Annotated in this window: 24 protein-coding genes and 1 pseudogene; 12 read left to right on the forward strand and 13 right to left on the reverse strand. The window is 72.3% G+C overall.

Annotated elements, in window-relative coordinates; all coding sequences use genetic code 11:
* The 6 genes from hutU to ACTH43_RS15810 form a co-directional block, all read left to right on the forward strand.
* Nucleotides 1-1608 (forward strand): urocanate hydratase (gene hutU / locus ACTH43_RS15785; protein ID WP_441445850.1); only part of this gene is annotated, 1608 nt, incomplete at its 5' end.
* A gap of 2 nt (nt 1609-1610) precedes the next feature.
* Nucleotides 1611-2888, forward strand: coding sequence for an imidazolonepropionase (gene hutI, locus ACTH43_RS15790; RefSeq protein ID WP_441445851.1), 1278 nt, complete (start codon nt 1611-1613; stop codon nt 2886-2888).
* 70 nt (nt 2889-2958) lie between these two features.
* On the forward strand, nt 2959-4518 hold the full coding sequence (hutH, locus tag ACTH43_RS15795; protein WP_441445852.1) for a histidine ammonia-lyase: 1560 nt from the start codon (nt 2959-2961) through the stop codon (nt 4516-4518).
* A gap of 131 nt (nt 4519-4649) precedes the next feature.
* The gene (locus tag ACTH43_RS15800) at nt 4650-5579 is read left to right on the forward strand and encodes a CPBP family intramembrane glutamic endopeptidase (RefSeq protein ID WP_441445853.1); all 930 of its coding nucleotides are present in this window, start codon (nt 4650-4652) and stop codon (nt 5577-5579) included.
* Nucleotides 5580-5728: 149 nt separating this feature from the next.
* Entirely contained in the window at nt 5729-6742 is a 1014-nt protein-coding gene (locus ACTH43_RS15805; RefSeq protein ID WP_441445854.1) for a TerC family protein, read from the forward strand.
* A 95-nt stretch (nt 6743-6837) separates the two neighbouring features.
* Nucleotides 6838-8061 carry a M4 family metallopeptidase gene (locus ACTH43_RS15810; protein WP_441445855.1) on the forward strand — a complete coding sequence of 408 codons (1224 nt, stop codon included), beginning with the start codon at nt 6838-6840 and terminating at the stop codon, nt 8059-8061.
* A gap of 248 nt (nt 8062-8309) precedes the next feature.
* Here ACTH43_RS15810 and ACTH43_RS15815 read toward each other — a convergent pair whose 3' ends face one another.
* A complete protein-coding gene (locus tag ACTH43_RS15815; protein ID WP_441445856.1) occupies nt 8310-9185 on the reverse strand; it encodes an SDR family oxidoreductase in 876 nt (291 codons plus the stop codon).
* Nucleotides 9186-9304: 119 nt separating this feature from the next.
* A complete protein-coding gene (locus tag ACTH43_RS15820) occupies nt 9305-9859 on the reverse strand; it encodes a DUF488 domain-containing protein (RefSeq protein WP_441445857.1) in 555 nt (184 codons plus the stop codon).
* A 96-nt stretch (nt 9860-9955) separates the two neighbouring features.
* Between ACTH43_RS15820 and ACTH43_RS15825 the strand changes: the two genes are divergently transcribed.
* Nucleotides 9956-10702, forward strand: a complete 747-nt coding sequence (locus ACTH43_RS15825; protein WP_441445858.1) for a phosphatase PAP2 family protein — start codon at nt 9956-9958, stop codon at nt 10700-10702.
* Nucleotides 10699-11787, forward strand: a complete 1089-nt coding sequence (locus tag ACTH43_RS15830) for a DUF2804 domain-containing protein (RefSeq protein ID WP_441445859.1) — start codon at nt 10699-10701, stop codon at nt 11785-11787. Before ACTH43_RS15825 ends, ACTH43_RS15830 begins: the two co-directional genes overlap by 4 nt.
* On the opposite strand, the gene ACTH43_RS15835 is transcribed toward ACTH43_RS15830, so the two are convergent.
* The 5 genes and pseudogenes from ACTH43_RS15835 to ACTH43_RS15855 all read right to left on the reverse strand — a co-directional run bounded on the left by ACTH43_RS15835 (nt 11771) and on the right by ACTH43_RS15855 (nt 15604).
* Nucleotides 11771-12358, reverse strand: coding sequence for a cysteine hydrolase family protein (locus tag ACTH43_RS15835; protein WP_441445860.1), 588 nt, complete (start codon nt 12356-12358; stop codon nt 11771-11773). The two genes, ACTH43_RS15830 and ACTH43_RS15835, sit on opposite strands and share 17 nt — an antisense overlap.
* Complete coding sequence (locus ACTH43_RS15840) at nt 12342-12797, reverse strand: DMT family transporter (protein ID WP_441445873.1); 456 nt, start codon at nt 12795-12797, stop codon at nt 12342-12344. The genes ACTH43_RS15835 and ACTH43_RS15840 overlap by 17 nt, the downstream gene beginning before the upstream one ends.
* Nucleotides 12798-12996: 199 nt before the next feature.
* A pseudogene (locus ACTH43_RS15845) lies at nt 12997-13401 on the reverse strand (EamA family transporter); the annotation flags it as partial.
* Between the two features lie 88 nt (nt 13402-13489).
* Entirely contained in the window at nt 13490-14998 is a 1509-nt protein-coding gene (locus ACTH43_RS15850) for a purine-cytosine permease family protein (RefSeq protein ID WP_441445861.1), read from the reverse strand.
* A gap of 315 nt (nt 14999-15313) precedes the next feature.
* The gene (locus ACTH43_RS15855; RefSeq protein ID WP_441445862.1) at nt 15314-15604 is read right to left on the reverse strand and encodes a hypothetical protein; all 291 of its coding nucleotides are present in this window, start codon (nt 15602-15604) and stop codon (nt 15314-15316) included.
* A gap of 99 nt (nt 15605-15703) precedes the next feature.
* On the opposite strand from ACTH43_RS15855, the gene ACTH43_RS15860 reads away from it, so the two are divergent.
* Both ACTH43_RS15860 and ACTH43_RS15865 read left to right on the forward strand, forming a co-directional pair.
* The gene (locus ACTH43_RS15860; protein WP_441445863.1) at nt 15704-16222 is read left to right on the forward strand and encodes an FUSC family protein; all 519 of its coding nucleotides are present in this window, start codon (nt 15704-15706) and stop codon (nt 16220-16222) included.
* A gap of 73 nt (nt 16223-16295) precedes the next feature.
* A complete protein-coding gene (locus ACTH43_RS15865) occupies nt 16296-16706 on the forward strand; it encodes a PH domain-containing protein (protein WP_441445864.1) in 411 nt (136 codons plus the stop codon).
* A gap of 36 nt (nt 16707-16742) precedes the next feature.
* Here ACTH43_RS15865 and ACTH43_RS15870 read toward each other — a convergent pair whose 3' ends face one another.
* Nucleotides 16743-17612 carry a hypothetical protein gene (locus tag ACTH43_RS15870; RefSeq protein ID WP_441445865.1) on the reverse strand — a complete coding sequence of 290 codons (870 nt, stop codon included), beginning with the start codon at nt 17610-17612 and terminating at the stop codon, nt 16743-16745.
* Between the two features lie 95 nt (nt 17613-17707).
* Entirely contained in the window at nt 17708-18829 is a 1122-nt protein-coding gene (locus ACTH43_RS15875; RefSeq protein WP_441445866.1) for a hypothetical protein, read from the reverse strand.
* Nucleotides 18830-19131: 302 nt separating this feature from the next.
* Between ACTH43_RS15875 and ACTH43_RS15880 the strand changes: the two genes are divergently transcribed.
* Complete coding sequence (locus ACTH43_RS15880; protein ID WP_441445867.1) at nt 19132-19962, forward strand: methyltransferase domain-containing protein; 831 nt, start codon at nt 19132-19134, stop codon at nt 19960-19962.
* A 3-nt stretch (nt 19963-19965) separates the two neighbouring features.
* Here ACTH43_RS15880 and ACTH43_RS15885 read toward each other — a convergent pair whose 3' ends face one another.
* Nucleotides 19966-20829 (reverse strand): EamA family transporter, encoded by an 864-nt coding sequence (locus tag ACTH43_RS15885; RefSeq protein WP_441445868.1) that lies wholly within the window; start codon nt 20827-20829, stop codon nt 19966-19968.
* A gap of 132 nt (nt 20830-20961) precedes the next feature.
* Between ACTH43_RS15885 and ACTH43_RS15890 the strand changes: the two genes are divergently transcribed.
* A complete protein-coding gene (locus ACTH43_RS15890; protein ID WP_441445869.1) occupies nt 20962-21378 on the forward strand; it encodes a hypothetical protein in 417 nt (138 codons plus the stop codon).
* 10 nt (nt 21379-21388) lie between these two features.
* Here ACTH43_RS15890 and ACTH43_RS15895 read toward each other — a convergent pair whose 3' ends face one another.
* The 3 genes from ACTH43_RS15895 to ACTH43_RS15905 all read right to left on the reverse strand — a co-directional run bounded on the left by ACTH43_RS15895 (nt 21389) and on the right by ACTH43_RS15905 (nt 23905).
* A complete protein-coding gene (locus ACTH43_RS15895) occupies nt 21389-22663 on the reverse strand; it encodes an RNA polymerase sigma factor (RefSeq protein ID WP_441445870.1) in 1275 nt (424 codons plus the stop codon).
* A gap of 5 nt (nt 22664-22668) precedes the next feature.
* Nucleotides 22669-23019 (reverse strand): YciI family protein, encoded by a 351-nt coding sequence (locus ACTH43_RS15900; protein ID WP_441445871.1) that lies wholly within the window; start codon nt 23017-23019, stop codon nt 22669-22671.
* Nucleotides 23020-23155: 136 nt separating this feature from the next.
* Nucleotides 23156-23905 (reverse strand): hypothetical protein, encoded by a 750-nt coding sequence (locus tag ACTH43_RS15905; protein ID WP_441445872.1) that lies wholly within the window; start codon nt 23903-23905, stop codon nt 23156-23158.
* Between the last annotated feature and the right edge of the window lie 162 nt (nt 23906-24067).

The following is a 24067-nucleotide window of genomic DNA, read 5'->3' on the forward strand; positions in this document are numbered from 1 at the left end:
GCCCCGCTGCGGATGCTCATGAACAACCTCGACCCCGAGGTCGCCGAGCGCCCCGACGACCTGGTCGTCTACGGCGGCACCGGACGCGCCGCCCGCTCCTGGGAGGCCTTCGACGCGATCGTCGAAACCCTCAAGGACCTCGAGGATGACGAGACCCTGCTGGTCCAGTCCGGCAAGCCCGTCGGCGTGCTGCGCACCCACGAGTGGGCCCCGCGCGTGCTGCTGGCCAACTCCAACCTCGTCGGCGACTGGGCGAACTGGCCCGAGTTCCGCAAGCTCGAAGCCGAGGGTCTGATGATGTACGGCCAGATGACCGCCGGTTCCTGGATCTACATCGCCACCCAGGGCATCCTCCAGGGCACTTTCGAGACCTTCGCGGCGATCGCCCAGAAGCGTTTCGGCGGCACCCTGGCCGGCACCATCACCCTCACCGGCGGCTGCGGCGGCATGGGCGGCGCCCAGCCCCTCGCCGTGACCCTCAACGACGGCGTCTGCCTGATCGTGGACGTGGACCGCACCCGGCTCGAGCGCCGTGTCGCCAAGCGTTACTGCCACGAGATCGCCGACGACCTCGATGACGCGATCGCGCGTGCCAACGCCGCCAAGGCCGAGCAGAAGGGCCTCTCGATCGGCATCGTCGGCAACGCCGCCGAGGTCTTCCCGGCTCTGCTCGAGCGCCATCAGGCGGGCGACCTGCAGATCGACATCGTCACCGACCAGACCTCCGCCCACGACCCGCTGAGCTACCTGCCGCTCGAGGTCACCGTCGAGGATTGGAAGGCGGAGTCGGAGGCCGACGAGGAGGGCTTCACCAAGAAGTCCCGCGAGTCCATGGCCCGTCAGGTGCAGGCCATGGTCGGGTTCCAGGATGCCGGCGCCGAGGTGTTCGACTACGGCAACTCGATCCGCGACGAGGCCCGCCACGCCGGCTACGACCGCGCCTTCGAGTTCCCCGGCTTCGTCCCCGCCTACATCCGCCCCCTGTTCTGCGAGGGGCTCGGCCCGTTCCGCTGGGTGGCGCTATCCGGCGATCCCGAGGACATCAAGGTCACCGACGCCGCGCTCAAGGAGCTCTTCCCTGAGAACGAGCACCTGCACCGCTGGCTCGACGCGGCGAACGAGTTCGTCGAGTTCGAGGGCCTGCCCGCCCGCATCTGCTGGCTCGGCTACGGCGAACGGCACAAGGCCGGCATGCTCTTCAACGACCTGGTGCGCGACGGCAAGGTCAAAGCCCCGATCGTCATCGGCCGCGACCACCTCGACTCCGGCTCCGTCGCCTCCCCGTATCGCGAGACCGAAGCCATGCTCGACGGCTCCGACGCGATCGCCGACTGGCCTCTGCTGAACGCCCTCACCGCCACCTCCTCGGGCGCGACCTGGGTCTCGATCCACCACGGCGGCGGTGTCGGCATCGGCCGCTCGATCCACGCCGGCCAGGTGGGCCTCGCCGACGGCACGGACCTCGCCCGCCAGAAGCTCGAGCGCCTGCTGACCAATGACCCCGCCATGGGCGTGCTCCGCCACGTCGACGCTGGCTACTCCCGGGCCGACGACGTCGCCCACGAGCGCGGCGTCCGCGTCCCGATGACCCCCGTGCGCAGGGACTGACCATGAGCAGCACCCTGATCTCCGGCATCAGCGAACTGTGGACTCTAGATCCCGCACTCGACGATCCCGCCCGCTCCGGCAGCGTGACCGACGAGCAGGTCCTCCGTGACGCAGCCCTGGTCATCGAGGCAGGACGCGTCGCCTGGACCGGCCCGGCGGCAGAGGCGCCGGCCGCCGACGACGCCACCGATCTCGAAGGCCGCGCCGTGCTGCCCGGCTGGGTCGACTCCCACTCCCATCTCGTCTTCGACGGCGATCGCGCCGCCGAGTTCGAGGCCAGAATGGCGGGGGAGTCCTACAGCGCCGGCGGCATCGGGGTCACCACCGGGGCCACCCGCACCGCCTCCGACGAGCACCTGCGCGCCCTGGTGCACGGCCGGATCGCGGAGGCCCTCGCGGGCGGCACCACCACACTCGAGACGAAGACCGGCTACGGCCTCACCGTCGAGCACGAGACCCGGGCCGCCGCCCTGCTGTCCTCCCTGATCGCGTCGGGCGAGCTCGACGAGGCCACCTTCCTCGGCGCCCACCTGGTGCCCGCGGAGTTCGACGGCCGGGAGGGCCGGCCCGGGGCCGAGGAGTACGTGGACCTGGTCAGCGGGGAGATGCTCGCCGCCGTCGCCCCGCACGTGCGCTGGATCGATGTCTTCTGCGAGGAGGGCGCCTTCGACCCCGAGCAGTCCGAGCGGGTGCTGCGCGCCGGCGCCGCTGCGGGGCTCGGGCTGCGGGTGCACGGCAACCAGCTGGGCCGTTCCGGCGGGGCGGCGCTGGCTACCGAGCTCGGCGCAGCGAGCGTGGACCACGTCAACCACCTCTCCCCGGCCGATGTCGAGGCGCTCGCCGCCACAGCCGCCCGATCGACCGCGCCGGGGGACCGGCCCGGGCTGCTCGCCGTGGATGCCGGGCCGACGGTCGCGACCGTGCTGCCCGCCTGCGACCTCTCCACCCGTGCGCCGCTCGCTCCGGCCCGCGAGCTGCTGGACGCCGGCGCGACGGTCGCGATCGCCTCGAACTGCAACCCCGGCACCAGTTACACCAGCTCGATGAGCTTCTGCGTCACCACTGCCGTGCTCCAGATGCACCTCTCACTGGCCGAAGCGCTCCACGCCGCCACCCGCGGCGGTGCGCTCGCTCTGCGCCGCACCGACGTCGGCCACCTCGGGATCGGTGCCCGCGCCGATCTGCACGTGCTCGACGCCCCCGCGGCGATCCACCTTGCCTACCGGCCCGGCATGCCGCTCACCCACCAGGTGTGGCGTGCCGGGACCCGACGCGTCTGATCTCCCCGTCGTCCCTGGTCGCTGACCTCCCCGCCCCCGATCGCCGACCCCTCCGTCCCGAAAGGACCCCATGACCATCCCCGCCATCGAGCACCCCACAGTCACCCTCTCCACCGCCGGGCTCACCGCCGCCGACGTCCTCGCCGTGGCCCGCCACCGCGCCCGCGTCGAGCTCGACCCCGATGCTCGCGAACAGGTGGCGTCGGTCCGTGCGCACATCGACGCGCTCGCCGCCGGAGACACCCCCGTCTACGGCGTCTCCACCGGCTTCGGGGCGCTGGCCGACACCTCGATCCCGCCCAGCATGCGCCACGCTCTGCAGCGGTCCCTGATCCGCTCCCACGCAGCCGGCGCCGGGCCTGAGGTCGAGACCGAAGTGGTGCGCGCCCTGATGCTGCTGCGCGCCCGCACCCTCGCCTCCGGCCGCACCGGCGTGCGCCCCGTCGTGGTCGAGACGATCCTCGCGCTGCTGAACGCGCAGATCGCCCCGATCGTCCACGAGTACGGATCCCTCGGATGCTCGGGCGATCTCGCACCGCTGTCCCACTGCGCGATCGTGCTGATGGGTGAGGGCCGCGCCCGGGACCGCGACGGCGTGGAGCGCCCCGTGCCCGAGCTGCTCGCCGAGGCCGGGATCGAGCCCGTGCTGCTCGAGGAGAAGGAGGGCCTCGCGCTGATCAACGGCACCGACGGCATGCTCGGCATGCTGCTGATGGCGATCGCCGACCTCGACGAGCTGGTGCGCACCGCCGACCTCACCACCGCGATGTCCGTGCAGGGCCTGCGCGGCCGTGACAGCGTGTTCCGCCCCGAGCTGCACGCACCGCTGCGCCCGCATCCCGGCCAGGAGGCGTCGGCCGCGAACATCTTCGCGCTGCTCGAGGGGTCCGCGATCATCGCCGACGTCGCCGCCGAGGGCTCGCGCGTGCAGGACGCCTACTCGCTGCGCTGCGCCCCGCAGGTCGCCGGCGGGGTGCGCGACACCATCGAGCACGCGCGCACCGTCGCCGAGCGGGAGCTCGCCGCCGCGATCGACAACCCGGTCGTGCTCGAGGACGGCACCGTCACCTCCAACGGCAACTTCCACGGCGCCCCGGTCGCCTACGTGCTCGACTTCCTCGCGATCGTCTCCGCGGACCTCGCCTCGATCGCCGAGCGCCGCACCGACCGGATGCTCGACAAGTCCCGCTCCCACGGCCTGCCGCCGTTCCTGGCCGACGACCCCGGTGTCGACTCCGGCTTCATGATCGCCCAGTACACCCAGGCCGGCCTGGTCTCGGACATGAAGCGCCTCGCGGTGCCGGCGAGCGTGGACTCGATCCCTTCCTCCGCGATGCAGGAGGACCATGTCTCGATGGGCTGGCACGCCGCCCGCAAGCTGCGCACCAGCGTGGAGAACCTGCGCCGCGTGCTCGCGATCGAGCTGCTCACCGCCGCCCGCGCGATCGACCTGCGCGGCCCGCTCGCCCCATCGGCCCCGAGCGCCGCCGCGATCGCCGTGCTGCGCCGCACCGTCGAGGGCCCTGGGCCGGACCGCTTCCTGGCCCCGGACATCGCTGAGGCCGAGGCGCGGCTGCTGGACGGGACCGTGCTCGCGGCGGTCGAGGAGGTCATCGGGCAGCTGGCCTGACCGTCGCTGGGCTCGCCGGGCGGCTGGCCTGACCGTCGCGGGCCGGCCGGCAGGACAGCCGGTGTCGGGCCACCCCGACGATCTGCTCCGGACCCGTGACAAGCCGCTGACCAGGCGTCACGCTCAGGGGCATGACCTCCCTGCACTCTCCCTCCGCCCCCCGTCCGCGTGCCTCCCGACCGCCTGCCGCCCCTCTGCCCGCCGCCCCTCTGCCTGCCGCCCGTCCTTCTGCCGCCCACGGCGGTCGTCGACGGGGCCTCCAGCTGCTTCTGGGCGTCGTGGTCTTCCTCGCCGCCGAGATGACGGTGGTGACCGTCGGCGGCCTCACCGCGAGCCCGTGGATGCTGCTGCTCGGAGCGTGCGCGGGCGCCGCCGTCGCGCTCGGCGGCTACCTCCTGATCGTCGGACTGATCGGCGGCCGCCCCGGGCTCGGCCTGCGCGGGCGCGGCAAGCTCGCCGAGCTGGCGGCGGGCCTGGTGCTCGGCACAGCACTGCTGACCCTCGCCGTCGGCCTCATCGCCCTGCTCGGCGGCTACCGTGTCACCGGGATCTCGGCGTCCCCGCAGCTGCTGGCACCGCTCGCGGTCGGTATCGGAGCCGGAGTCATCGAGGAGATCGTGTTCCGTGGCATCCTGCTGCGCGTGCTGGAGTCCTGGTGGGGCAGCTGGGTGGCCCTCGCAATCACGTCGCTCCTGTTCGGACTGATCCATCTGATGAATCCTGGGGCGTCGATCCTGACCGCGCTCCTCCTCGTGGTCGAGGCGGGGGTCCTGCTGGGCGCCGCCTATCTGCTGACCCGTCGGCTGTGGTTCGCCTTCGGCCTCCACATCGCCTGGAACACCGTGCAGGCCGGGATGTTCTCCTCGGCGGTCTCCGGGACGGGGACGCAGCGCGGACTGCTGGTCGCGGAGATGCACGGCCCCACCTGGCTCACCGGCGGGTCGATGGGCATCGAGGGCTCCCTGCTCACCGTGCTCCTGGGCTTCGTGACGGGGATCGTGATGCTGGTCCTCGCCGCCCGCCGGGGTCATCTGCAGGGCCCGGCGAGGAAACGGCGATAGGAGCCGAGCTCGCACGGCGAGGAGAGAGAGTGTGCTCACTCGGGGCGTGATCGGCTGATCCCGCGAGTACCCTGTGACCGGTGTTGCTCAGCGCAGCCCTGCCCCGGTCACTCGGGAAGACAGCCCGTCACACCTGAAGGATTTGCCCCATGGGAGAGCTCCACCTCGGCTTCGAGATCGGCGCGATGGTCGTGCTCTGCGCGATCCTCGTCGCCGATCTGCTGCTGGTCATCAAACGTCCGCACGTCCCCTCCCTGCGGGAGTGCGCGACCTGGATCGGCTTCTATGTGGGCCTGGCGCTCGTCTTCGCGGTGGTCCTCTACTTCGTGGGCGGCATGCAGCCGGCGTCGGAATTCGTCACCGGCTGGCTGCTCGAGTACTCCCTGAGCATCGACAACCTGTTCGTCTTCATCATCATCATGACGAAGTTCTCCGTGCCGCGGAGATACCAGCAGGAAGCGCTGATGGTGGGCATCATCATCGCCCTCATCGCGCGCGGGCTGTTCATCCTGGCGGGCGCCGTGATCATCGAGAACTTCACCGCCGTCTTCTACCTCTTCGGGATCTTCCTGCTGTGGACCGCATGGAAGCAGGCCCAGGGCGAGGAAGAGGGAGGCTCCGACTCCTTCATCATGCGGACGGTGCGGCGCGTGTTCCCCGTCTCCGACGACTACGACGGCAACAAGCTGCGCACGGTCGTGGACGGCAAGAAGCTCTTCACCCCGATGCTGCTGGTGTTCATCACCCTCGGCCTCACCGACGTCATGTTCGCCCTGGATTCGATCCCTGCCATCTTCGGCGTCACCCGGAACCCCTTCCTGGTCTTCACCGCGAACCTGTTCGCCCTGATGGGTCTGCGCCAGCTGTACTTCCTCCTGGGCGGGCTCCTGGACCGTCTCGCCTACCTGCATTACGGGATCGCTGCGATCCTCGGCTTCATCGGTGTGAAGCTGCTGATCCACGCGATCCACGAGGCTCCGCTGGACTTCATCCCCGGCTTCTCGGTGCTGCAGAAGATCCCCGAGGTGCCGATCTGGCTCTCGCTCGCGTTCATCGTGGTGGCCATGGGTGTCGCCGTGCTCGCCTCTATCGTCTTCGCGAAGGACGAGGTCTCGGAGCCGCAGACGCCCGAGGGCGGGGAGCGCACGACCCTCGAGTCCTGAGCGGGACGACCCGCCCTGAGCGGGACGGCTCGCTCTGAACGGAACGGCCCACGGCCGGGGTTCCGTCTGTCGGGCAGCAGGTCCAGGATGGGGGCATGAACCCCCGAGACGACTGCTCCCGCATCGCGTCCTCCCCGCCTCCCGTGCACGGGATCGTTCCCCCGCACCTGCTGCGGCAGATCGCTCGCGCCGCTCCCGGCGGGCCGGCACGTGCTGCCGAGCAGACTCTCGCCGTCGGCCGCCAGGTGGCCGGCCACCGAGAGGTGCGTGCAGCCCGAGCCCGACGCCCCGGCTTCCCCGGCTCTGCGACGGGACTGCTGCCCCCGCATCTCGAGCAGCGGCTGGCCGGCCGCACGACGGCTGCCCCGCCGACCTCTGCCACGCAGAGCGCCGCCGTGCTGCGGCGCAGCGTCCACGACGCGCAGCACGGCACCGCCCTGCCGGGCGCACTGGTGCGCGGCGAGGGCCAGGCCTCCGCGGGGGATGAGTCCGTCGACGAGGCCTATGACGGCCTCGGCGCCACCTGGGAGCTCTACCACCAGGCCTTCTCCCGCAGCTCCCTGGACGATGCCGGCATGGAGCTCATCGCCACCGTCCACTACGGCCAGGACTTCCAGAACGCCTTCTGGGACGGGGAGCAGATGATCTTCGGGGATGGCGACGGGGTGTACTTCCAGTCCTTCACCAACGCCGTCGACGTGATCGGGCACGAGCTCACCCACGGGGTCGTCCAGTACACCGCCGGGTTGATCTACGTCGCCCAGCCCGGAGCGCTCCATGAATCGATCGCCGACTGCTTCGGCGCGATGGTGAAGCAGCGTCTGCACGGTCAGAGCGCGGAGGAGGCCGACTGGCTGATCGGTGAGGGCCTGTTCACCGACCGGGTCCAGGGGGTCGCGCTGCGCTCGATGAAGGCGCCCGGGACGGCTTACGACGACCCGTTGCTCGGGAAGGACCCGCAGCCCGCTTCGATGGCCGACTACGCCGATCTCCCGCACGACGAGGAGAACGACAACGGCGGGGTGCACGTGAACTCCGGTATCCCCAACCGGGCCTTCTATCTCGCGGCGACCGGGATCGGCGGGGCTTCCTGGGAGGGCGCGGGACAGCTCTGGTATGACGCGCTGACCAGCTCCGGGCTGCCCAAGGACGCGGACTTCGCAACCTTCGCCGCCGCGACGCTCAAGGCCGCGACAGCCCGTCACGGGGACGAGTCGGCGCAGCGAGCCGCCGTCGAAGAGGCCTGGCGTGCAGTGGGGGTGCTGGACGAGGGAGGCGCAGCGGTGGGCGGCGCAGCAGTGAGGAGGACAGCGCCGTGAGGAGGGCCGAGGAGCCATGGTGAGCGAGGAGCGAAACCCGGTCCGTCCTGTCGGACCCGGTATCACCGGAATCCCCACCGACTCCGGGGGCGATGCGGCGTGCTGGCTGGGCGAGCTGTGCCCGGAGTGCGGCGCCGTGCCCGAGGGGGAGGGGGCGCTGGATCCGACCGTGCCCTGCTGGCGCTGCGGGACGGTGCGCGCGTCCCCCACAGACGGCGAGTGAGACCCCAGCGCCGGGCCGTGCCCGCTCACACCGCCGGCGTCGCGAAGCCCCCGTTGGAATGCAGCAGCTGGCCCCGGATCCAGGATCCCTGCGCGGAGACCAGGAAGCGCACCAGATCCGCGACCGTCCCCGGCCCGGCGAGCTCCCCGCCCGGCATCTGCGCGGCGACGGAAGTGCGGATCTCCTCGTCCATCCAGCCGGTGTCGATCGGGCCGGGGTTGATCACGTTGGTGCGGATGCCGCGGTCCGCGAGCTCACGGGTGCCCGCCAGCACCAGGCGATCCAGCGCTCCCTTGGTCGCCCCATAGGGGAGGTTGTGCACGGTGTGGTCGCTGGTCAGCGCGATGACCGCGCCCCCGGAGGCGGCAGCGATCGACGCGTCCGGCGCGCCCGGTGAGACTGCCCGGACCTGCTCGCCCGGATCAACCTGCCCACCCGGCTCGACCTGCTCCGCGAAGGCCTTCAGCAGCAGCCAGCTTGCACGCACGTTGACCGCATAGTGCCGATCGAAGCTCTCGACCGTGGTGTCCAGGAGCGAGGAGTCCACCGACTCGCAGTGGCTCATCACCAGCACCCCCAGCGGGCCCAGCGCCTCGCACGCACGGCTGACCACCTGCGGCGGGAGCTGCGGGTCTGCGAGGTCCCCGGGGATCAGCACGACGCGGCGGCCGACGGCCCGCAGCTCCTCGGCGAGCAGCTCCACATCCGAGTCCTCGCCGAGCACCCGCCGGTCGTAGGGGGCGTGGAAGGACAGTGCCAGGTCGAACCCGTCGGCGGCGAGGCCACGCGCGATCGCGGCGGCGATCCCGCGGCGACGGCCGACGCCGGTGAGCAGAGCGGTGCGGGGCAGATCCGCGGAGCTGCTGGAGGTGCTGGAGGAGGTGGAGGTGGGGAGGTGCATGCGGCTGACGGTACGGCGCGGTCGCCCCCTCCGGCCACCGGTTTTCCCGGGCCCGGAGCCGGTCACTCAGCTCGTTGGCTCCCGCGCTCCCCGCGGCGCCTCCTGCCGGCGTCGCCGGTTCAGGCGTCCTTCTCGTCGGCCCGGTCCCAGACCACGTGGCCGTCCTCGCCCAGCCGTGCCCCCTCGCTCGGCTCGTGCGATCGCTGCTTGCCGTCGGGCATGAGGTCCGCGACCTCGACCTGGTGCTCCATGAGCATCACGTCGGCGATCAGGCGGCGATGGCAGCGCCACCACACCGCCTCCGAGCACATCACGGCGGTGCGGGCGCGCGCCACGTCGCCGAGCAGCTCCTCGAGGCCGGCGCGGAACTCCTCGCTGCGGGTCCAGCCGGCGTAGGCGCGGAACTGCTTCACTCGCCACCAGGTGTCGGGGGAGGCGGCATCCTCGTCCTTGGTGAGCCGGCGCCGCCCTCCCAGGCGCTCGTCCCAGCGGTAGCCGATCCCCGCCTCGGTGCAGATCTCCTCGACCGCTCCGCGGGCGGCAGCATCGTTGGTGCGGGAGCCGGGGAAGCGGCGCACATCCACCAGCTGCTGGATGCTGGCGCCGCGGAGCAGATCGCTGAGCTCCGTGCGTGAGAGGGTGCCGTGCCCGACGGTGAGCAGGGAAGCAGTCATCAGCCCAGTATGTCGCGGGGCCCAGCTCCCGGCAGGACCGAGCGGTCGGTGGCAGGTGGCACGGTCCACCCAGGCACCGCGGGGCAGACTGAGCACATGGACAACAGCGCGGCGCCGGGGCCCGATCGCCCAGAGGCACGGCGGCAGGCGATGGCGGTCGGCCTGACACTGCTGGTCCCGGGGCTGGTCCCGGGGCTGGTTCCAGTGTTGATCGCGGTGGTGCTGGGATGGGCGCTGCGCGCTCTGCCCGCAGTCGGTGCATGGGACCTCTCCCTGGTCATCGCCGCGAACCGCTCCCTGGACGAGAGCGCTGCGCGCCTCGCGATCGGGATCGATGTCGGCTTCGGTCCGGTCCTGGCGATCGCCCTGGTCGCCCTCGCCGCGCTCGTGAGCGGGGTGCTGCGCCGCAGCCGCTGGGCCGCGATGCGGGCGGCGCTGCTGGTCGCGGTGCCCTGGGCACTGGTGGAGCTGATCAAGCTGCTCGTGCGCCGCCCGCGCCCCGACGGTGAGCTGCTGCTGCAGCACCTGGTGCCCGAGCCGCTCACCTTCAGCTATCCCAGCGGGCACACCGCCTGCGCCGCCGCGTTCGTCACCGTGATCGTGCTCGCCCTGCCCGCAGGCTGGCCCCGCCGGATCGCCCTCGCGCCTGCCGTGCTGCTCGCCCTGGTCACGGCCTGGTCACGGGTCGCGCTCGGCGTCCACCACCCCTCCGACGTCCTGGTCTCGCTGCTGCTGGTACCGGTGCTGTGCCTGCTGATCGCGCGGCTGTTGGACCTGCTCCACGCCACCCTCCGACCCCGTCCCCAGCCCCGCGCCCGCCCCCAGGAAGTGACCCAGGCATGATCCCTGAACATGAGCTCACCGCGCCCGTCTCTCTCACCACGCCCGACGGCGAGCTGAACCCCGCGGCCCTCGGCTTCACCCGCACCCCGCTCCATGACACCTCCGGGATCGGCGGGCGTCACCGCTGGGGCCGCAACAAGCGCTGGGAGTACTGGAACGTCATCACGCCGCAGCACATCCTCGCGGTCACCGTCTCCCACGTCGACTACCTCGCACTGCACGCGGTCTGGCTGCTGGACCGGACCAGCGGCGAGGTGATCTCGCGCGATGCGATCTTCCCGCTGGGCCTCGGCGCGACCCTGCCCGGCTCCCTCGGTTCCGGACCCGCCAGCGGCCGGGCGCCCGGCCTGCAGCTCCAGATCGAGGAACAGATCGACGAGCAGTTCGAGGAGCAGACCGACGAGCAGACCGACGAGCAGACCGGTGGCGGCGGCACCCGCCTGGTCGGGGCGATCCCGCGCTTCGCCTTCGACCTGGTCGCCGAGCGCCCGGCCGGCCACCAGGCGATGGGAGTGGTGGTCCCCTGGCACCGACGCACGCGCCGAGACACACGCTGCGCCACGCCGATTCCGTGCTTCCAGTACACCGTCAAGGACGTCGCCCGGCCCGCCCACGGGGTGCTGGTGATCGACGGGGGGCGCCATCCGGTCGAGGCGGCGTGGGCGGTGCTCGACCACGGCCGCGGCCGCTGGCCCTATCGGGTGCGCTGGAACTGGGCAGCCGGTTCCGGGAGGGTCGACGGGAGGGTGATCGGGCTGCAGCTCGGCTCGAAGTGGACCGACGGTTCGGGCGCCACCGAGAACGCTCTGGTGGTCGACGGGCAGCTGAGCAAGATCAGCGAGGAGCTGCACTGGGACTACGACCCGGCTGACTGGATGCGGCCCTGGCGCATCACCGGCCAGCGCGCCGACCTCACCCTCACCCCCTTCCACCGCAAGCACGGCAGCACGCAGGCGCTGGTGATCGCCTCGCGCACCGATCAGCTGTTCGGCACCTGGAGCGGCTGGGTGCGCGACGACCGCGGCGAGCGGATCGACGTCGGCGGGATCGAGGGCTTCGCCGAGGACGTCACCAACCGCTGGTGAGCACCTGGTCGGTGGAGCGCAGATCCACCTGCGGCGGGAACAGGCTCATGGTGTGCAGGGCGGGCGGGCCGTTCTCCGCGGCGGAGTGGGCGACGGCGTCGGTGACCACGCTCAGGCGAACCCCGGCATCGGCCGCCGGGAGCACCGTGGAGATCACGCAGCAGTCCGTGGTCACGCCCGTGACCAGCAGGTGTGTGCGCGGGTTCGCGGGCCAATCCACCCGCTGCGCCAGCTGCGCACCCCATTTGCCGAAGGTCGGCTCGTCGATCGTGGGGTGGGCGGACAGGCCGCGTGCGGCATCGACCAGGTCGTAGCGCGCGTCCTCTGCCGGGACATCCGCGAAGGGCCAGGCCCGGAAGTAGTCGCCCCAGGCGGTCGCCCGGTCGGCGGTGGGCAGCCAGCGCGTGACCAGGGTGCGCTCGGGGCCCACGGCCTCCGCCAGACGGGCGATGTTCTCCATCGCCGCAGGGAAGAACGGCGAGCACCACTGGGAGCGGGGGTCGGCGAAGATCCATTGCGGGTCGACGATCAGCAGCCAGGGCGCCGGGTTCGCCTCAGGGGCAGGGGGCATGGGCAGGATCCTCTCCAGGGCGTGCAGCGGTGCACGAGGCGGGGTCAGAGCAGGTGGGGTCTGAGCACGGGTGGTCAGTGCGGGTGGGGTCAGAATAGTCGGCGCGCTGGCGCGGCCGGAGGGCGGCGAGCACCGCCGGCGCGACCGCGAAGGCCGCCCCGGCCAGGCACAGCACCCCGCCTATCGCCGCCAGCGGAGGCGGCACCTCGCCCAGCAGCAGCCAGGCCAGCACCACGGTGAAGGCGGGCACCAGCAGCGAGGAGGAGCTGAGCAGCCCGGCGCCGGTGTGGGTCAGGGCGTAACCCCACAGCAGGAAGGCGAGCGCGGTGGGGAACACCCCGAGATAGACCACGCCCAGCACTGTGCTGACGGGCGCCGCGCCGACTTCCGCCACCAGCGCTGGCGCGAAGGGCAGGCAGGCCAGAGCGCCGGCCAGCACCCCCGATCACCGTCATCGAGGTGGAGTCGACGTGGGCGAGCAGCAGCTTCTGTGCGAGCACGCTGCCCGCGTAGAGCAGCGCCGCCACCAGCCCCAGCACCACCCCCAGCCCGGAGAGGTCGCCGGTGGAGGCACCCACCGTGATCAGCACGATCCCGCTGAAGGCGACCAGCACCCCGGCGAGCAGCCGCACGGAGAACCCCTCCCCGAGCAGCAGCCCCGAGGCGACCGCCACGATCAGTGGCGCGAGGTTCACGAGCATCGCGGCGGTCGCCGGATCCAGGAACAGTTCCGCGGCGTTGAGCACCACGAGATACACCGCGAACCAGGCGACGCCCCAGCCGATCACCGCGGCCCACAGCCGCCCGCTGCGAGGTCGGCGGACCCGGCCCAGGAGCAGCAGGGGCAGCAGGACGGTCGCCGCGGAGCCCACCCGCAGCAGAGCCATCGCGCCGGGGGAGAAGTCGTTCCCGGCCACCCGGATCACCAGGAAGGACGAGGCCCACATCAGCATCACCCCGAGCGCGGCGAGCCACGGCAGGGCGGGATGGGCGGGGGAGGGATGCATGGACCCATCGTGGACCCTGCGGGGCGGGCGCGGCATCCCTGCCCAGGACGGACAGCCCGGCGTCCCGGCTGCCTTACAGCCCGGTTGCCCGGCGTCTAGGCAGTCTTGCAACCCGGCAGTCAGCTCAGCGCTGTTCCTGGCGGCGGATCTTCCCGCGCCGCGCGATGAAGGTCACCACGAAGCCGAGCACCAGCGCCAGCAGCACGCCGATGTTCGAGTACGCCCAGTTGCCGTCCCAGTAGGAGCCGGCCGGGTCCTCCACGTAGGTGCCCAGGCCCAGCGGCTCCAGCAGGTAGCCCTGCCAGTTGTTCCAGGAGGCGGCCTCGGTGAAACCGTTCACGACCAGGCCCCAGCCCAGGATCGAGGCGACCACCATGGTGATGATCGAGGTCCAGTCGAAGGCGCCGTAGCGTCCGGCGGGGTCGAACAGGGCCTTCTCGTCGTAGTCCGCCCGGCGGGTGAGGATGTCGGCGATGAGGATCCCGGCCCAGGCCGCGATCGGCACGCCGAGGGTGATCAGGAAGCTCTGGAACGGCTCGATGAAGCTGGTCGCAAAGAACGCCACCCAGATGGTGCCAGCGGTGAGGATCAGCCCGTCGACAGCGGCGGCGGCCGGGCGGGGGATGCGGATGCCGAGGCTGATGAGGGTGAGACCCGAGGAGTAGATGCCCAGCACCGCGCCGGAGACCAGAGTCAGCACCGCGACGATCCAGAAGGGGATCAGCGCCCACAGCGGCAGGATCGTCACCAACGCGCCGATGGGGTCGCCCTCGATCGCGCCCGCGAGGCCCTCGTCGGAGCCGGCCAGCAGCAGGCCGAAGATCACCAGCACGACCGGCGCCGCGGCACCGCCCACGGTGTTCCATAGCACGATCGAGCCGTCCGAGGCGGTGCGCTTCTGGTAGCGCGACCAGTCGGCCGCGATGTTGATCCAGCCCAGTCCGAAGCCCGTCATCACCATCACCAGCGCGCCGACCATCGCCTGCGGCGGGCCGTGCGGCATCGACGCCACGGCGGCCCAGTCGATGTGGGGGATGGTGAGGATCATGAACAGGATCGTCATCGCCCCGGTCGCCCAGGTCAGGACCGACTGCAGCTTCATGATGGTGTGGTAGCCGAGCACGCTGGCGCCCACGATCAGCGCGGCGATGACGACCGTGGCGATCACGGTGACCGCCTGGCCCGAGGCGAGCCCCAGCACGTCGAAGACGGTCGCGGTGGCGAGCACGGCGGAGATCGCCAGCGAGGTCTCCCAGCCGATCGAGGTCAGCCAGGACACGATCCCGGGCACCTTCTGGCCGTGCACGCCGAAGGCCGCACGGGAGAGCACCATCGTGGGGGCGCTGCCGCGCTTGCCGGCGATCGCGACCAGCCCGCACAGCAGGAAGCTGAGGATGATGCCGAGCACCGCCACCACGGTCGCCTGCGCGAAGCTGATCCCGAAGCCCAGCAGGTAGGAGCCGTAGCTCATCCCGAACACGGAGACGTTCGCGGCGAACCAGGGCCACACGAGGTCGCGCGGCTTCGCCGTCCGCTCGGACTCGGCGATGATCTCGATGCCGGCGGTCTCGATGACGCCGGCGCCGCCGACGGGGGCGACGGGCGAGGAGGCGGTGCGGTCAGAGGATGTCATGTCGACTCCGGGGGAGCAGGGCCGGCGGGTGCCGGCCGGCGGCGGGGCGGGGATGCCCAGCAGTCTCCCACGGTGACCGGACCAGGGGTGACCTGCCGAGCCGGGGCCGTACCCTGGATCGATGCGTCCCGTGCCCGCAGCATCCTCCCGGATCCAGGCATCGACCGCGCGCCTGCTCAGCCTCGGCCCCACCCGCGTGGATCACCTCCCGGCCTTCCGGATCGCGCTCGGCCTCGCGATCCTGCTGTCCGTGCTGCTGGTGACGGGGCACGTGGAGTGGGCGATGTACGTGGGCTTCGGGGCGTTCACCGGGATCTACTCGAGGTACGAGCCCACCCGGATGCGCTTCCGGCGCCAGTCGATGGCCGGCGCCCTGCTCACCGTGTGCGTGACGATCGGTGCGGCGCTCGCCCGGCTCGGCGAGTCGATGGGCGATGCGGCGGAGTCCTGGACGGTCCTCGGGATCGGGTCGGTGGTGGCCGGCCTGGCCGCGGTGGTGGTGCTGAGGCTCGGGCTCAAGCCGGGCGGGGCGATCTTCCCGCTGTTCGCGGTCGCCGCCGTCGCGTCGGCCCCACCGGCCGCCCCGGTCTGGGCCGCGTTCCTCATCGCCGGGGCCTGCGCATCGCTGTGCGTGGTGCTGGGGCTGCTGGGCCACTGGGCGGGGGAGCGCCACCCCGGGGCGGGAGTGCAGGCCGCGACGGAGACATGGACGCGGGCGCAGCTGGGGGCGGAGTTCGGCCGCTTCGCGGTCGCGGCGGCGATCGCCGGGCGCTCGGGCTCGCCTCCGGCCTGCCGTTCCCGTACTGGGCGCAGATCGCGGCGATCGCGCCGCTGTCGGCCCCGGGCCGCACCCTGCAGGTCGAACGCGGGCTGCACCGCATCATCGGCACCACGCTGGGCATCGTCACCACCGCCTTCCTGCTGTCCTTCCCTGCCCAGCCGTGGCAGCTCGTGGTGTGGGTGGTGGTGCTGCAGTTCCTCGCCGAGATGTACGTGCTGCGCAACTACTCCTTCGCACTGCTGTTCATCACCCCGCTGGCGCTGCTGATGGTGCAGATCGCCCATCCTCAGCCGATCGGGGCGATGCTCGAGGCGCGGGTGCTGGAGACCGCGATCGGTGCGGTCGTCGGGATCGCCGTGGTGATCGCCGCGGCGCCGTGGGACCGGTGGGCGGCGCGGCGCCGGCTCGCGGCCGACGAGGTCGAGGACGCCGCCGGCCGATGAGCGACGCCGGGGGAGGGGCGCCCCGCCGCGCTCAGGTGGAGGGCCCGCCCTCGGACCCTCTACCGTGGGGTGCATGGCCTGGACCCGAGCCCAGAAGACGTTCGTCGCAGCGATCGCCCGCAACCCGCAGCGCAGCGGGAAGCACGAGATCGTCGTGCCCGAGATGGTCCTCGACCCCGGCGAGACCGTGTACGAGGTCCTGCGCTGCGCCCGCAAGGGGGACTCCTGGCCGCTGCTGATCGTCACCGACCGCCGGATCGTGTACACGGTGTACAACATGGTCACGCGCTGGAAGGTGCGCGGCGAGGTGCCGGCGACGGAGGTCGCCGGGGCGGAGCTCGAACGCCGGCTGCTCTCGGGACGGCTCCACGTGCGCCGTCGCAGCGGTGAGGCGCTCACGGTCAAGGTGTCGGATCCTGCCTGGTCGGAGCACATCGTGGAGCTCATCGACCACCTCGCGGCCGGAGGTGCCCCGCCGCTGTGAGGCAGGGGAACCGGCCTCCCGCCGCCGGTGCGCGGCTCAGGCGTCGGAGGTCGAGCCCGCGGCGTCCGTGCCCTCCGCGCTGCGGGGGATCATCACGTCGATCACTCCGAGCAGGGTCTGCGACGACACGTCCGCGATCTGCCGCTCGTCGCTCGGCGACACCTTCACTCCGAGGGGCCCGTTGTCCAGCACCCGCACCCGCTCGGAGGTGGCGACCACGGTGGCCTGGCGGCCGTCGCCGTCGGCCACAGCGGTGAGCACGGAGAGCGATCTGGTGTCGTCCATGTCGTCGCTGCGGGCGACCTCGTCCAGGGTGACGGTCTCGGGCTCCCCGTCCTCCCCAGCCGCCTCGAACGGGTCCACGAATCGCCGGATCCGATCGGGCACGGTCTCCAGCTCCGGCACGCTGAAGTGGTGGAAGCCGTCGACCGAGATGAACTCCTCGAGCACGCCCCCGCGGGGGAAGAGATAGTGCGCGAGGGTGGTCGAGCCCCCGTTCAGGGTGCGGCTGGTGGTGACCATCGCATCGGGGATCCGCCGCAGGGTGACCACCCCGGCCAGCCGACGATCCAACTGCATCGCGCGGCTCGGGCCGTCGCCGGAGCCGGAGACCAGCTCGCCCTCGTCCTCGACGCTCTCGCCCCCGGGGCGCACGAGGCCGCGGGCGGTCAGGGAGCGCAGCGCGGCGGCGGCCGAGGACGGCCGGTCCACGGCGTCCTGGTCGAGGTACGGGCTGCCCAGGAGCTCGAGGGCGGAGGCGCCGTCGAGCCCCATGATCTCCTCGTCCGTGAGGATCATCAGGACGCTCGGGTCGGGCTCCGTGGTGGCGAGCACCTCCATCGCGCCGAGCATGTCGCGCTCGGTGATGGTGGGCTCCGCCGAGGGGGACCGGCTGGACTCGCTCATACTGATTCGACTCCCTGTGTCTGTGGGTCGGTCGGTGGTGGGGCTCCGACGGACGGGCTCAGCGTCTCACGGCCGATGCGGGCGGAGCGGAACGGTCACCAGGGCAGCGCGTCGGCGAGCCCGTCGACCGCGTCGGAGAAGCCGTCGCTGACGGCGTCGACGACATCGCCGGCGGTGTCGGCGACCGCCCCGGCGGTGTCGCTGACGAAGTCGGTCGTCGCGTTCCAGGCGTCCGCCGCCGTGGCGGAGATCGAGTCCCAGTTGTCGTAGACCATCTTGCCGACGTCGGCCAGGGCCGCGCCTCCGGAGATGATCGCCCCGGCCGCTGCGATCGGGCCGCCGACCACGGCGCCGATGCCGGTCGCGGACAGCGCACCTCCGGCGATCATCAGACCGCCTCCGAGGGCGCCGGCTCCGCCCGTGATCGCGCTGAAGGTGTCACCGCTCTGGATGCCCTCGATCATCTGCGCGCCGCCGAAGAAGACGTCCGCGACGGGCAGGGCCTTGCCGAGGAACGGCGCGGCCTTGCCGAGGAACGGGACGGCCTCGCCGGCCCACTTCGCGGCGTCGTCGGCCCAGCCGAAGAACTTGGTGTTCGCGATCCCGGTGGGGATGCCGATGGCCTTGGCGACCTCGTCGGCGAGCCCGCTGAACTCCGAGCCGACGTTGAAGATGTTCTTGTAGATCGCCTTGTCGTACATCCAGGACCCGGCGACGAACTCGAAGAGGTCGTCGGCGCTGCCGAGGAACCGTGTGAAATCGCGGACGTCCCCGGTCAGGTCCAGGATCTTCTTGCCGCTGTTCCACAGACCCTGGAACGCGTTCCAGACCTTGCCGCCATCGGTGAGCTGCTCCCAGAGCGACTTCCCGTCCTCGGAGGTGTCACCACCGCCACCTCCGCCCCCGCCGGCACTGCCCCCGCCGCCGGCGCCGGCCTCAGAGCCCTCGGGACCGGACGCCTCGTCCTGCTCGTCCGCATGCCTCTCGGTGTCGCCGGCCTGACGCGTGAGCTGCCCGACGAGGTCATCGAACAGAGGCGCGGTCTGCGAGGTCCAGCGGGTGCGGAAGGCGTCGGCGTCGCCGCCCTGCCAGATGCTCTCGTCCGCGACGGCGGGGTGCAGGCGCTCGCGCAGCTCACCGAGGGAGCGCGCCCGAGAGCGGAGCAGCTCGGAGTGCCTCCGCAGCTGGTCCGTATCGGCACCGTAGAAGCCGCTCATGAATCGTCCCCTCCAGATCCGTCCGGCTCCGCGTACCGGCCCCTCGTCCTGCGACTGTCCCCACCGTAGAGGCGGGCCGGCGATGCGGCGATGGGGAGAACTCCCCACGAGCTCGCTCCGGCGGCGCGCACCCCGGTAGCGCGCACCCCGGCGAGGATCGTCAGATTCCGAGCCGATTCCGGTCGGACATGGCTCGGAACCTGACGATCCCCGGGTCGGGAGCCGCGCCCGGCGTCCCGCCGGTGCCGGCCATCTGATGGTCGGCCCTGGCCCGCCCCGCGCGCACCGCATAGCGTCGAGCCATGCCGGATGCCGCAGACACCTCCGCCGGAGCGCCCGCCGCCTACACCCACGGCTATGGCGCCGCCGTGCTGGACAGCCACCGCGCCCGCACCGCGGAGAACTCCGCCGCGCACCTGCTGCCGCATCTGCGCCCCGGGCAGCGGCTGCTGGACGTGGGCAGCGGCGCCGGCACCATCACGGCGGACCTCGCCCGTATCGTCGGCCCCGAGCACGTCACCGCGCTCGAGGTGTCCGAGCGGTCCGCGGAGATCACCCGCGCCGAGCTCGCCCGTCAGGGGCTCGACGTGCAGGTGCGGGTCGGGGATGCGCAGGCGATGCCGCTGGCCGACGACAGCGTCGACGTGGTCCACGCCCATCAGGTGCTCCAGCACCTCCCGCATCCGGTCGCGGCGATCGCCGAGGCGCGCCGCGTCACCCGGCGCGGCGGGATCATCGCCCTGCGCGACAGCGACTACGAGGGCTTCCGCTGGTACCCCGACGTCCCGGCGCTCGACCGCTGGCTCGCCCTGTACCTGCGGGCCGCCCGCGCCAACGGCGGCCGCCCGGATGCGGGCCGGCGCCTGCTCGCCTGGGCGCACGAGGCGGGCCTGGAGGACGTCACCCCCAGCGCCTCCACCTGGCTGTACGCCACACCCGCCACGCGCGCGGCCTGGGCGCAGACCATCGCCGGGAGGCTCACCGCAGGGCCCTTCGCCCAGCAGCTCCAGCGCGAGGGACGGGCCGACGCGGCCGGACGGGAGCGGCTCGCTGCGGACATCCGCGGCTGGGCCGAGCATCCCGACGGCTGGTTCTGCCTGCTGCACGGGGAGGTCGTCGCGCGGGTCCCCTGAGGCTCACAGCGCGATCAGCACGATCCCGGCCAGCACGATCACCGCGCCCACGATCCGACGCCGCGGATCCGGCTCCCGGAACATCCACCACGCCAGCAGCGAGCCCACCACGATGCTGGACTCCCGCACCGGCGCGACCAGCGAGACCGGCGCCGTGCGCATCGCTTCCAGGACCAGCACGTAGGCCAGCGGCGACAGCGCCGCGACGAGCAGGATCTCGCGCCAGTGCGCACGTGCGACCGGGCGGACGCTCTCGCGGTGGCGGCGCACCAACGTGGGGGTCATCAGCACCACCTGCCAGAGGCACGTGGTGACGAAGTAGCCCACCGGCGGCAGCCCCAGGTCCGTGACCGCGTAGCTGTCCCACAGCGTGTACGCGGCGATCGCCGCCCCGGTCGCCGCTCCCCAGGCGAGCCCCGCGCGGAGCCCCCGCCGGCCGGCCGCCGACTTCCCGATGGCCACCACGACGATCCCGGCGACGATCACCGCGGCGCCGACGCCGGCCTGCCAGCCGGGGCGCTCGCCGAGCACGAGGATCGCGATCGCCATCGACAGCACGGGGCCGACGCCGCGCGCGACCGGGTACACGACCCCCAGGTCCGCGCGGGCGTACCCGGTCTGGAGCGTGAGCTGGTAGGCGACGTGGATCAGGCCCGAGACCAGCGCGGCCGGCAGCAGCGCGGGGAGGATCCCGGCGTCGCTGCGGGCCAGCACGACCAGGGCGAGCGGCGCCCACAGCACGACCGAGGCCACGTCGTAGCACCACACGAAGGCGAAGCCGCCGTCGGCCACCCGCTTCGCGGCGAGGTTCCACACCGCGTGGCAGAGGGCCGCCAGCAGCACCAGGGCGAGAGCGAGCGCGCTCATCGTGGTGCGGGCCGGCGACGGGCGGCGGGGGCGTGCTCGGCGACCATCGGGCCAGTATCGTCCCGCGGGTCGACATCGACCGAGCCGTCGCCTATAGTTGAAAGTGAAAGCAATCGATCCCGAGGAGCTCCCATGTCGCTCAGCACCGCCGTCCTCCGCGCCGTCCCCGGCGCGTTCATCCTCAACTCCGGAATCGGCAAGCTCGGCCTGCCCGCCGAGGCGGCCGAGGGCCTGCAGGGCATGGCCGCCCAGGGCGTGCCGCCGCTGGGCAGGCTCACCCCCGAGCAGTTCGCGAAGTTCCTCAGCTACGGCGAGATCGCCGTCGGCGCCTCCCTGCTGCTCCCGTTCGTGCCCACGCGGATCGCCGGCCTGGGCCTGGCCGCGTTCTCCGGATCGATGGTGTCGATGTACCTGCGCACCCCCGGCATGACCGAGGCCGACGGAGTGCGCCCCACCCAGGACGGCACCCCCGTCGCCAAGGACAGCTGGCTGCTCGCCATCGCGGCCGCGCTGCTCCTGTCCGGAAGCAGGGACTCCGCGAAGGGCTGAAACCCCCGCCTCACTCCCCGAGCCGTGCGAGCCGGCGCCGGATGAAGCGCTGCTCCGCGATGCCGCCCGCCAGGTCGAGCGCCCGCCGCCAGGCGGCCACCGCCCCGTCCGTGCGCCCCAGCTGCTCGCGCAGCAGCGCCAGGGAGATGTGGAAGGGGTGGTGGCGGGCGAGCTCCGGCTCCGCGGCCAGCTGCTCGAGCAGCGCGAGCCCCTCGGCCGGTCCCCGCGTCCGTCCCACCGCGATGGCGCGGTTCATCCGCACCACCGGGTCCTCCCCGTGGGTGAGCAGCAGGTCGTACAGCGCCACCACCTGGGCCCAATCGGTGTCCTCGAAGCGGGGTGCCTCGGCGTGGACCGCGGCGATCGCGGCCTGGACGGTGAAGCTCCCGGCGTCCGGGCGGGCGGCGGCCTCCTCCACCAGGGCCAGCCCCTCGGCGATGCTCCCCGCATCCCAGCGGGACCGGTCCTGGTCCTCGAGGGGCACGGGGATGCCCTCGGCGTCCTCGCGGGCGGGCGAGCGGGCATCGCTGAGCAGCAGCAGGGCCAACAGCCCCTGCGCCTCGGCGGACGCGGGCAGCAGCTGGCGGGTGATCCGCGCCAGCCGGATCGCCTCGGCCGAGAGCTCCCGCCGGATCGGGGCGTCGCCGCTGGTCGCGGAGTACCCCTCGGTGAAGATCAGGGAGATCGCCGTGAGCACCAGCGGCAGCCGGCGCTCGCGCTCGGCGGGGTCGGTGGGCACCGTCAGCGGGATCCGGTGGGCGGCGATCCGCTGCTTCGCCCGGGTGATCCTCGCCTGGAGGGTGGGGGTCGCAAGGAGCAGGGCCTGGGCGACCTCCGCGCTCGTCAGCGCCCCCACGAACCGCAGCATGAGGGCGATCCGGTCCGCCGGGGCGATCGCCGGGTGGCAGCAGCCCATCAGCATCGCCAGCCGCTCGTCGGGCACGTCCTCGGTCGTGAGCGGCCCCTCGTCGGCCGGAGGGGCGGTGGCCTCCTCCCGCACGTGCAGCTCCGCGAGCCGGCGGGCGGCGGTCTGGTCATGGCGCACCCGGTCCAGCGCGGCGCGGCGGGCGACCGTCGTCAGCCAGGCCAGCGGCTGCTGCGGGACGCCCTGCTCCGGCCAGCTGCGCAGGGCGGACTCCATCGCCTCCTGGGCGGCGTCCTCCGCCAGGTCGAGGTCGCCGAAGCGGCGCACGAGGGCGGCCAGCAGGCGGCTGTGCTCCTCCCGGTGGACCCGGGCCAGCACGTCGTCCGCCGGCCGCTCCTCGTGCGCCGCAGCGGGAGCCATGGGGCTCAGTACTCGGCCAGGGGCCGGATCTCGACGCGGCCCCCGATCGCTCCCGGGCACTTCGCGGCCCAGGCCAGGGCGTCGTCGAGCGAGTCGACCTCGATCACGATCGTGCCGCCGACGAACTCGCGGCTCTCCGCGTACGGGCCGGCGGTGATCACCGGCTCCGCCTCGCTCGTGGCCTTGGACAGGCTGGTGCCCTCCTCGGGATCGGTGAGCGCGAAGCCGCCGGCCAGCACTCCGGCCTCCTTCAGCGCCTCGTCGAAGGCGATGAACTCCTCGGGCCCGGGCCCCTCGTCGGTCTCGCCGCAGCGATCGTCGGCCAGGTTCCCCATCAGCAGCAGGACGTACTTCATGGTGACTCCTCCAGTGGTGCCTCGACCGAGCCGTGCGGCCCGGACACCACTATGACGAACGAGCAGTCCGCAGATCGACACCCCGGCGGAAGAATCTTCGGGCCCGACGCCCGCAGCACCTCCGCCGCGGAGGCCCTCAGAGCACCCGCAGCCCCTCGAGCATCACCTCGAGATCCTCGACCTGCTGGTCATGGCCGAGCGCCGCGCCGCCGTCGAAGGCCGCCGGGCCGTCGGGCGTGTCCACCACGATCACCACCAGGTGCCAGGCGTCGGTCGTGTGGAACAGCGCGGTCTGCGAGATCTGCACCTCGGCGCTGACGATCCACGCCGGGTGGCCGTCGATCGTGGTCGCCTCGTCGCGGTAGTCCACCAGCTCGGGCGGATCGTCGTAGATCTGCTCGACCTGGTCGCGGCTGAGCCCGCACCGGAAGATCGCACGGGCGGTCTCCTCCGCCCCCGGATAGCCGCCCTCCTCCTCGGGGAACTGGACCGCACCGACCCCGGCGACCGTGAACCATCCGTTCTCCACCGGCTGGTGGGCGAAGCTCTGGTCGGTCAGATACGCGCCCTGGGAGCCCCAGTCGGAGCCGACCTCCCAGCCCTCCTGCACGGGGAACTCGAGGCCCCCGCCCCGGACGACGCCGTCGACCTGCTCGGTGACCACCTCGTTGTCGTGCACCGTGCAGTCGACGGTGGGCTGTGCGGCGAAGGTCGTCTCCCCGTCGGCCTCGTCGGTCTGCTCCTCGGTGGGGACGAACTCCGACGGGCGGGTCCGTTCCGTCTCCTCCGTCTCGGGGCCGGTCCCGCCGCCGGCGGTGGGATCCTCCGGATCGGTGCTGAACACGGTCTGCGAGAGCACCAGGGCCACGATCGCGACCACGATCACGAGGAATCCGGCGCCGCCCAGCAGGAGCGCGATCAGAGGCCCCTTCCCGGGCTCTTCGCGGTTCGTGGTGAATGACCCTGCTGAGGCGGGTGTTCACGCTACGGTTTTCGCGGCGCTGGTCAGCAGGATACGCATCCGGTAGTTCTCGGCGTTGCGGAAGCC

It is taken from the genome of Brachybacterium sp., from assembly GCF_052095815.1.
GTDB lineage: Bacteria > Actinomycetota > Actinomycetes > Actinomycetales > Dermabacteraceae > Brachybacterium.

Coding starts and splice junctions, on each gene's coding strand:
- ACTH43_RS15830 (WP_441445859.1), top strand. CDS start 10,699: ATGATCCCTGAACATGAGCTCACCGCGCCCGTCTCTCTCACCACGCCC.
- ACTH43_RS15850 (WP_441445861.1), bottom strand. CDS start 14,998: ATGACATCCTCTGACCGCACCGCCTCCTCGCCCGTCGCCCCCGTCGGC.
- ACTH43_RS15900 (WP_441445871.1), bottom strand. CDS start 23,019: ATGAAGTACGTCCTGCTGCTGATGGGGAACCTGGCCGACGATCGCTGC.
- ACTH43_RS15880 (WP_441445867.1), top strand. CDS start 19,132: ATGCCGGATGCCGCAGACACCTCCGCCGGAGCGCCCGCCGCCTACACC.
- ACTH43_RS15890 (WP_441445869.1), top strand. CDS start 20,962: ATGTCGCTCAGCACCGCCGTCCTCCGCGCCGTCCCCGGCGCGTTCATC.
- ACTH43_RS15835 (WP_441445860.1), bottom strand. CDS start 12,358: ATGCCCCCTGCCCCTGAGGCGAACCCGGCGCCCTGGCTGCTGATCGTC.
- hutH (WP_441445852.1), top strand. CDS start 2,959: ATGACCATCCCCGCCATCGAGCACCCCACAGTCACCCTCTCCACCGCC.
- ACTH43_RS15870 (WP_441445865.1), bottom strand. CDS start 17,612: ATGAGCGAGTCCAGCCGGTCCCCCTCGGCGGAGCCCACCATCACCGAG.
- ACTH43_RS15805 (WP_441445854.1), top strand. CDS start 5,729: ATGGGAGAGCTCCACCTCGGCTTCGAGATCGGCGCGATGGTCGTGCTC.
- ACTH43_RS15825 (WP_441445858.1), top strand. CDS start 9,956: ATGGACAACAGCGCGGCGCCGGGGCCCGATCGCCCAGAGGCACGGCGG.
- ACTH43_RS15885 (WP_441445868.1), bottom strand. CDS start 20,829: ATGAGCGCGCTCGCTCTCGCCCTGGTGCTGCTGGCGGCCCTCTGCCAC.
- ACTH43_RS15860 (WP_441445863.1), top strand. CDS start 15,704: ATGGACGCGGGCGCAGCTGGGGGCGGAGTTCGGCCGCTTCGCGGTCGC.
- ACTH43_RS15815 (WP_441445856.1), bottom strand. CDS start 9,185: ATGCACCTCCCCACCTCCACCTCCTCCAGCACCTCCAGCAGCTCCGCG.
- ACTH43_RS15865 (WP_441445864.1), top strand. CDS start 16,296: ATGGCCTGGACCCGAGCCCAGAAGACGTTCGTCGCAGCGATCGCCCGC.
- ACTH43_RS15810 (WP_441445855.1), top strand. CDS start 6,838: ATGAACCCCCGAGACGACTGCTCCCGCATCGCGTCCTCCCCGCCTCCC.
- ACTH43_RS15875 (WP_441445866.1), bottom strand. CDS start 18,829: ATGAGCGGCTTCTACGGTGCCGATACGGACCAGCTGCGGAGGCACTCC.
- ACTH43_RS15800 (WP_441445853.1), top strand. CDS start 4,650: ATGACCTCCCTGCACTCTCCCTCCGCCCCCCGTCCGCGTGCCTCCCGA.
- ACTH43_RS15895 (WP_441445870.1), bottom strand. CDS start 22,663: ATGGCTCCCGCTGCGGCGCACGAGGAGCGGCCGGCGGACGACGTGCTG.
- ACTH43_RS15820 (WP_441445857.1), bottom strand. CDS start 9,859: ATGACTGCTTCCCTGCTCACCGTCGGGCACGGCACCCTCTCACGCACG.
- hutI (WP_441445851.1), top strand. CDS start 1,611: ATGAGCAGCACCCTGATCTCCGGCATCAGCGAACTGTGGACTCTAGAT.
- ACTH43_RS15855 (WP_441445862.1), bottom strand. CDS start 15,604: ATGAGGAACGCGGCCCAGACCGGGGCGGCCGGTGGGGCCGACGCGACG.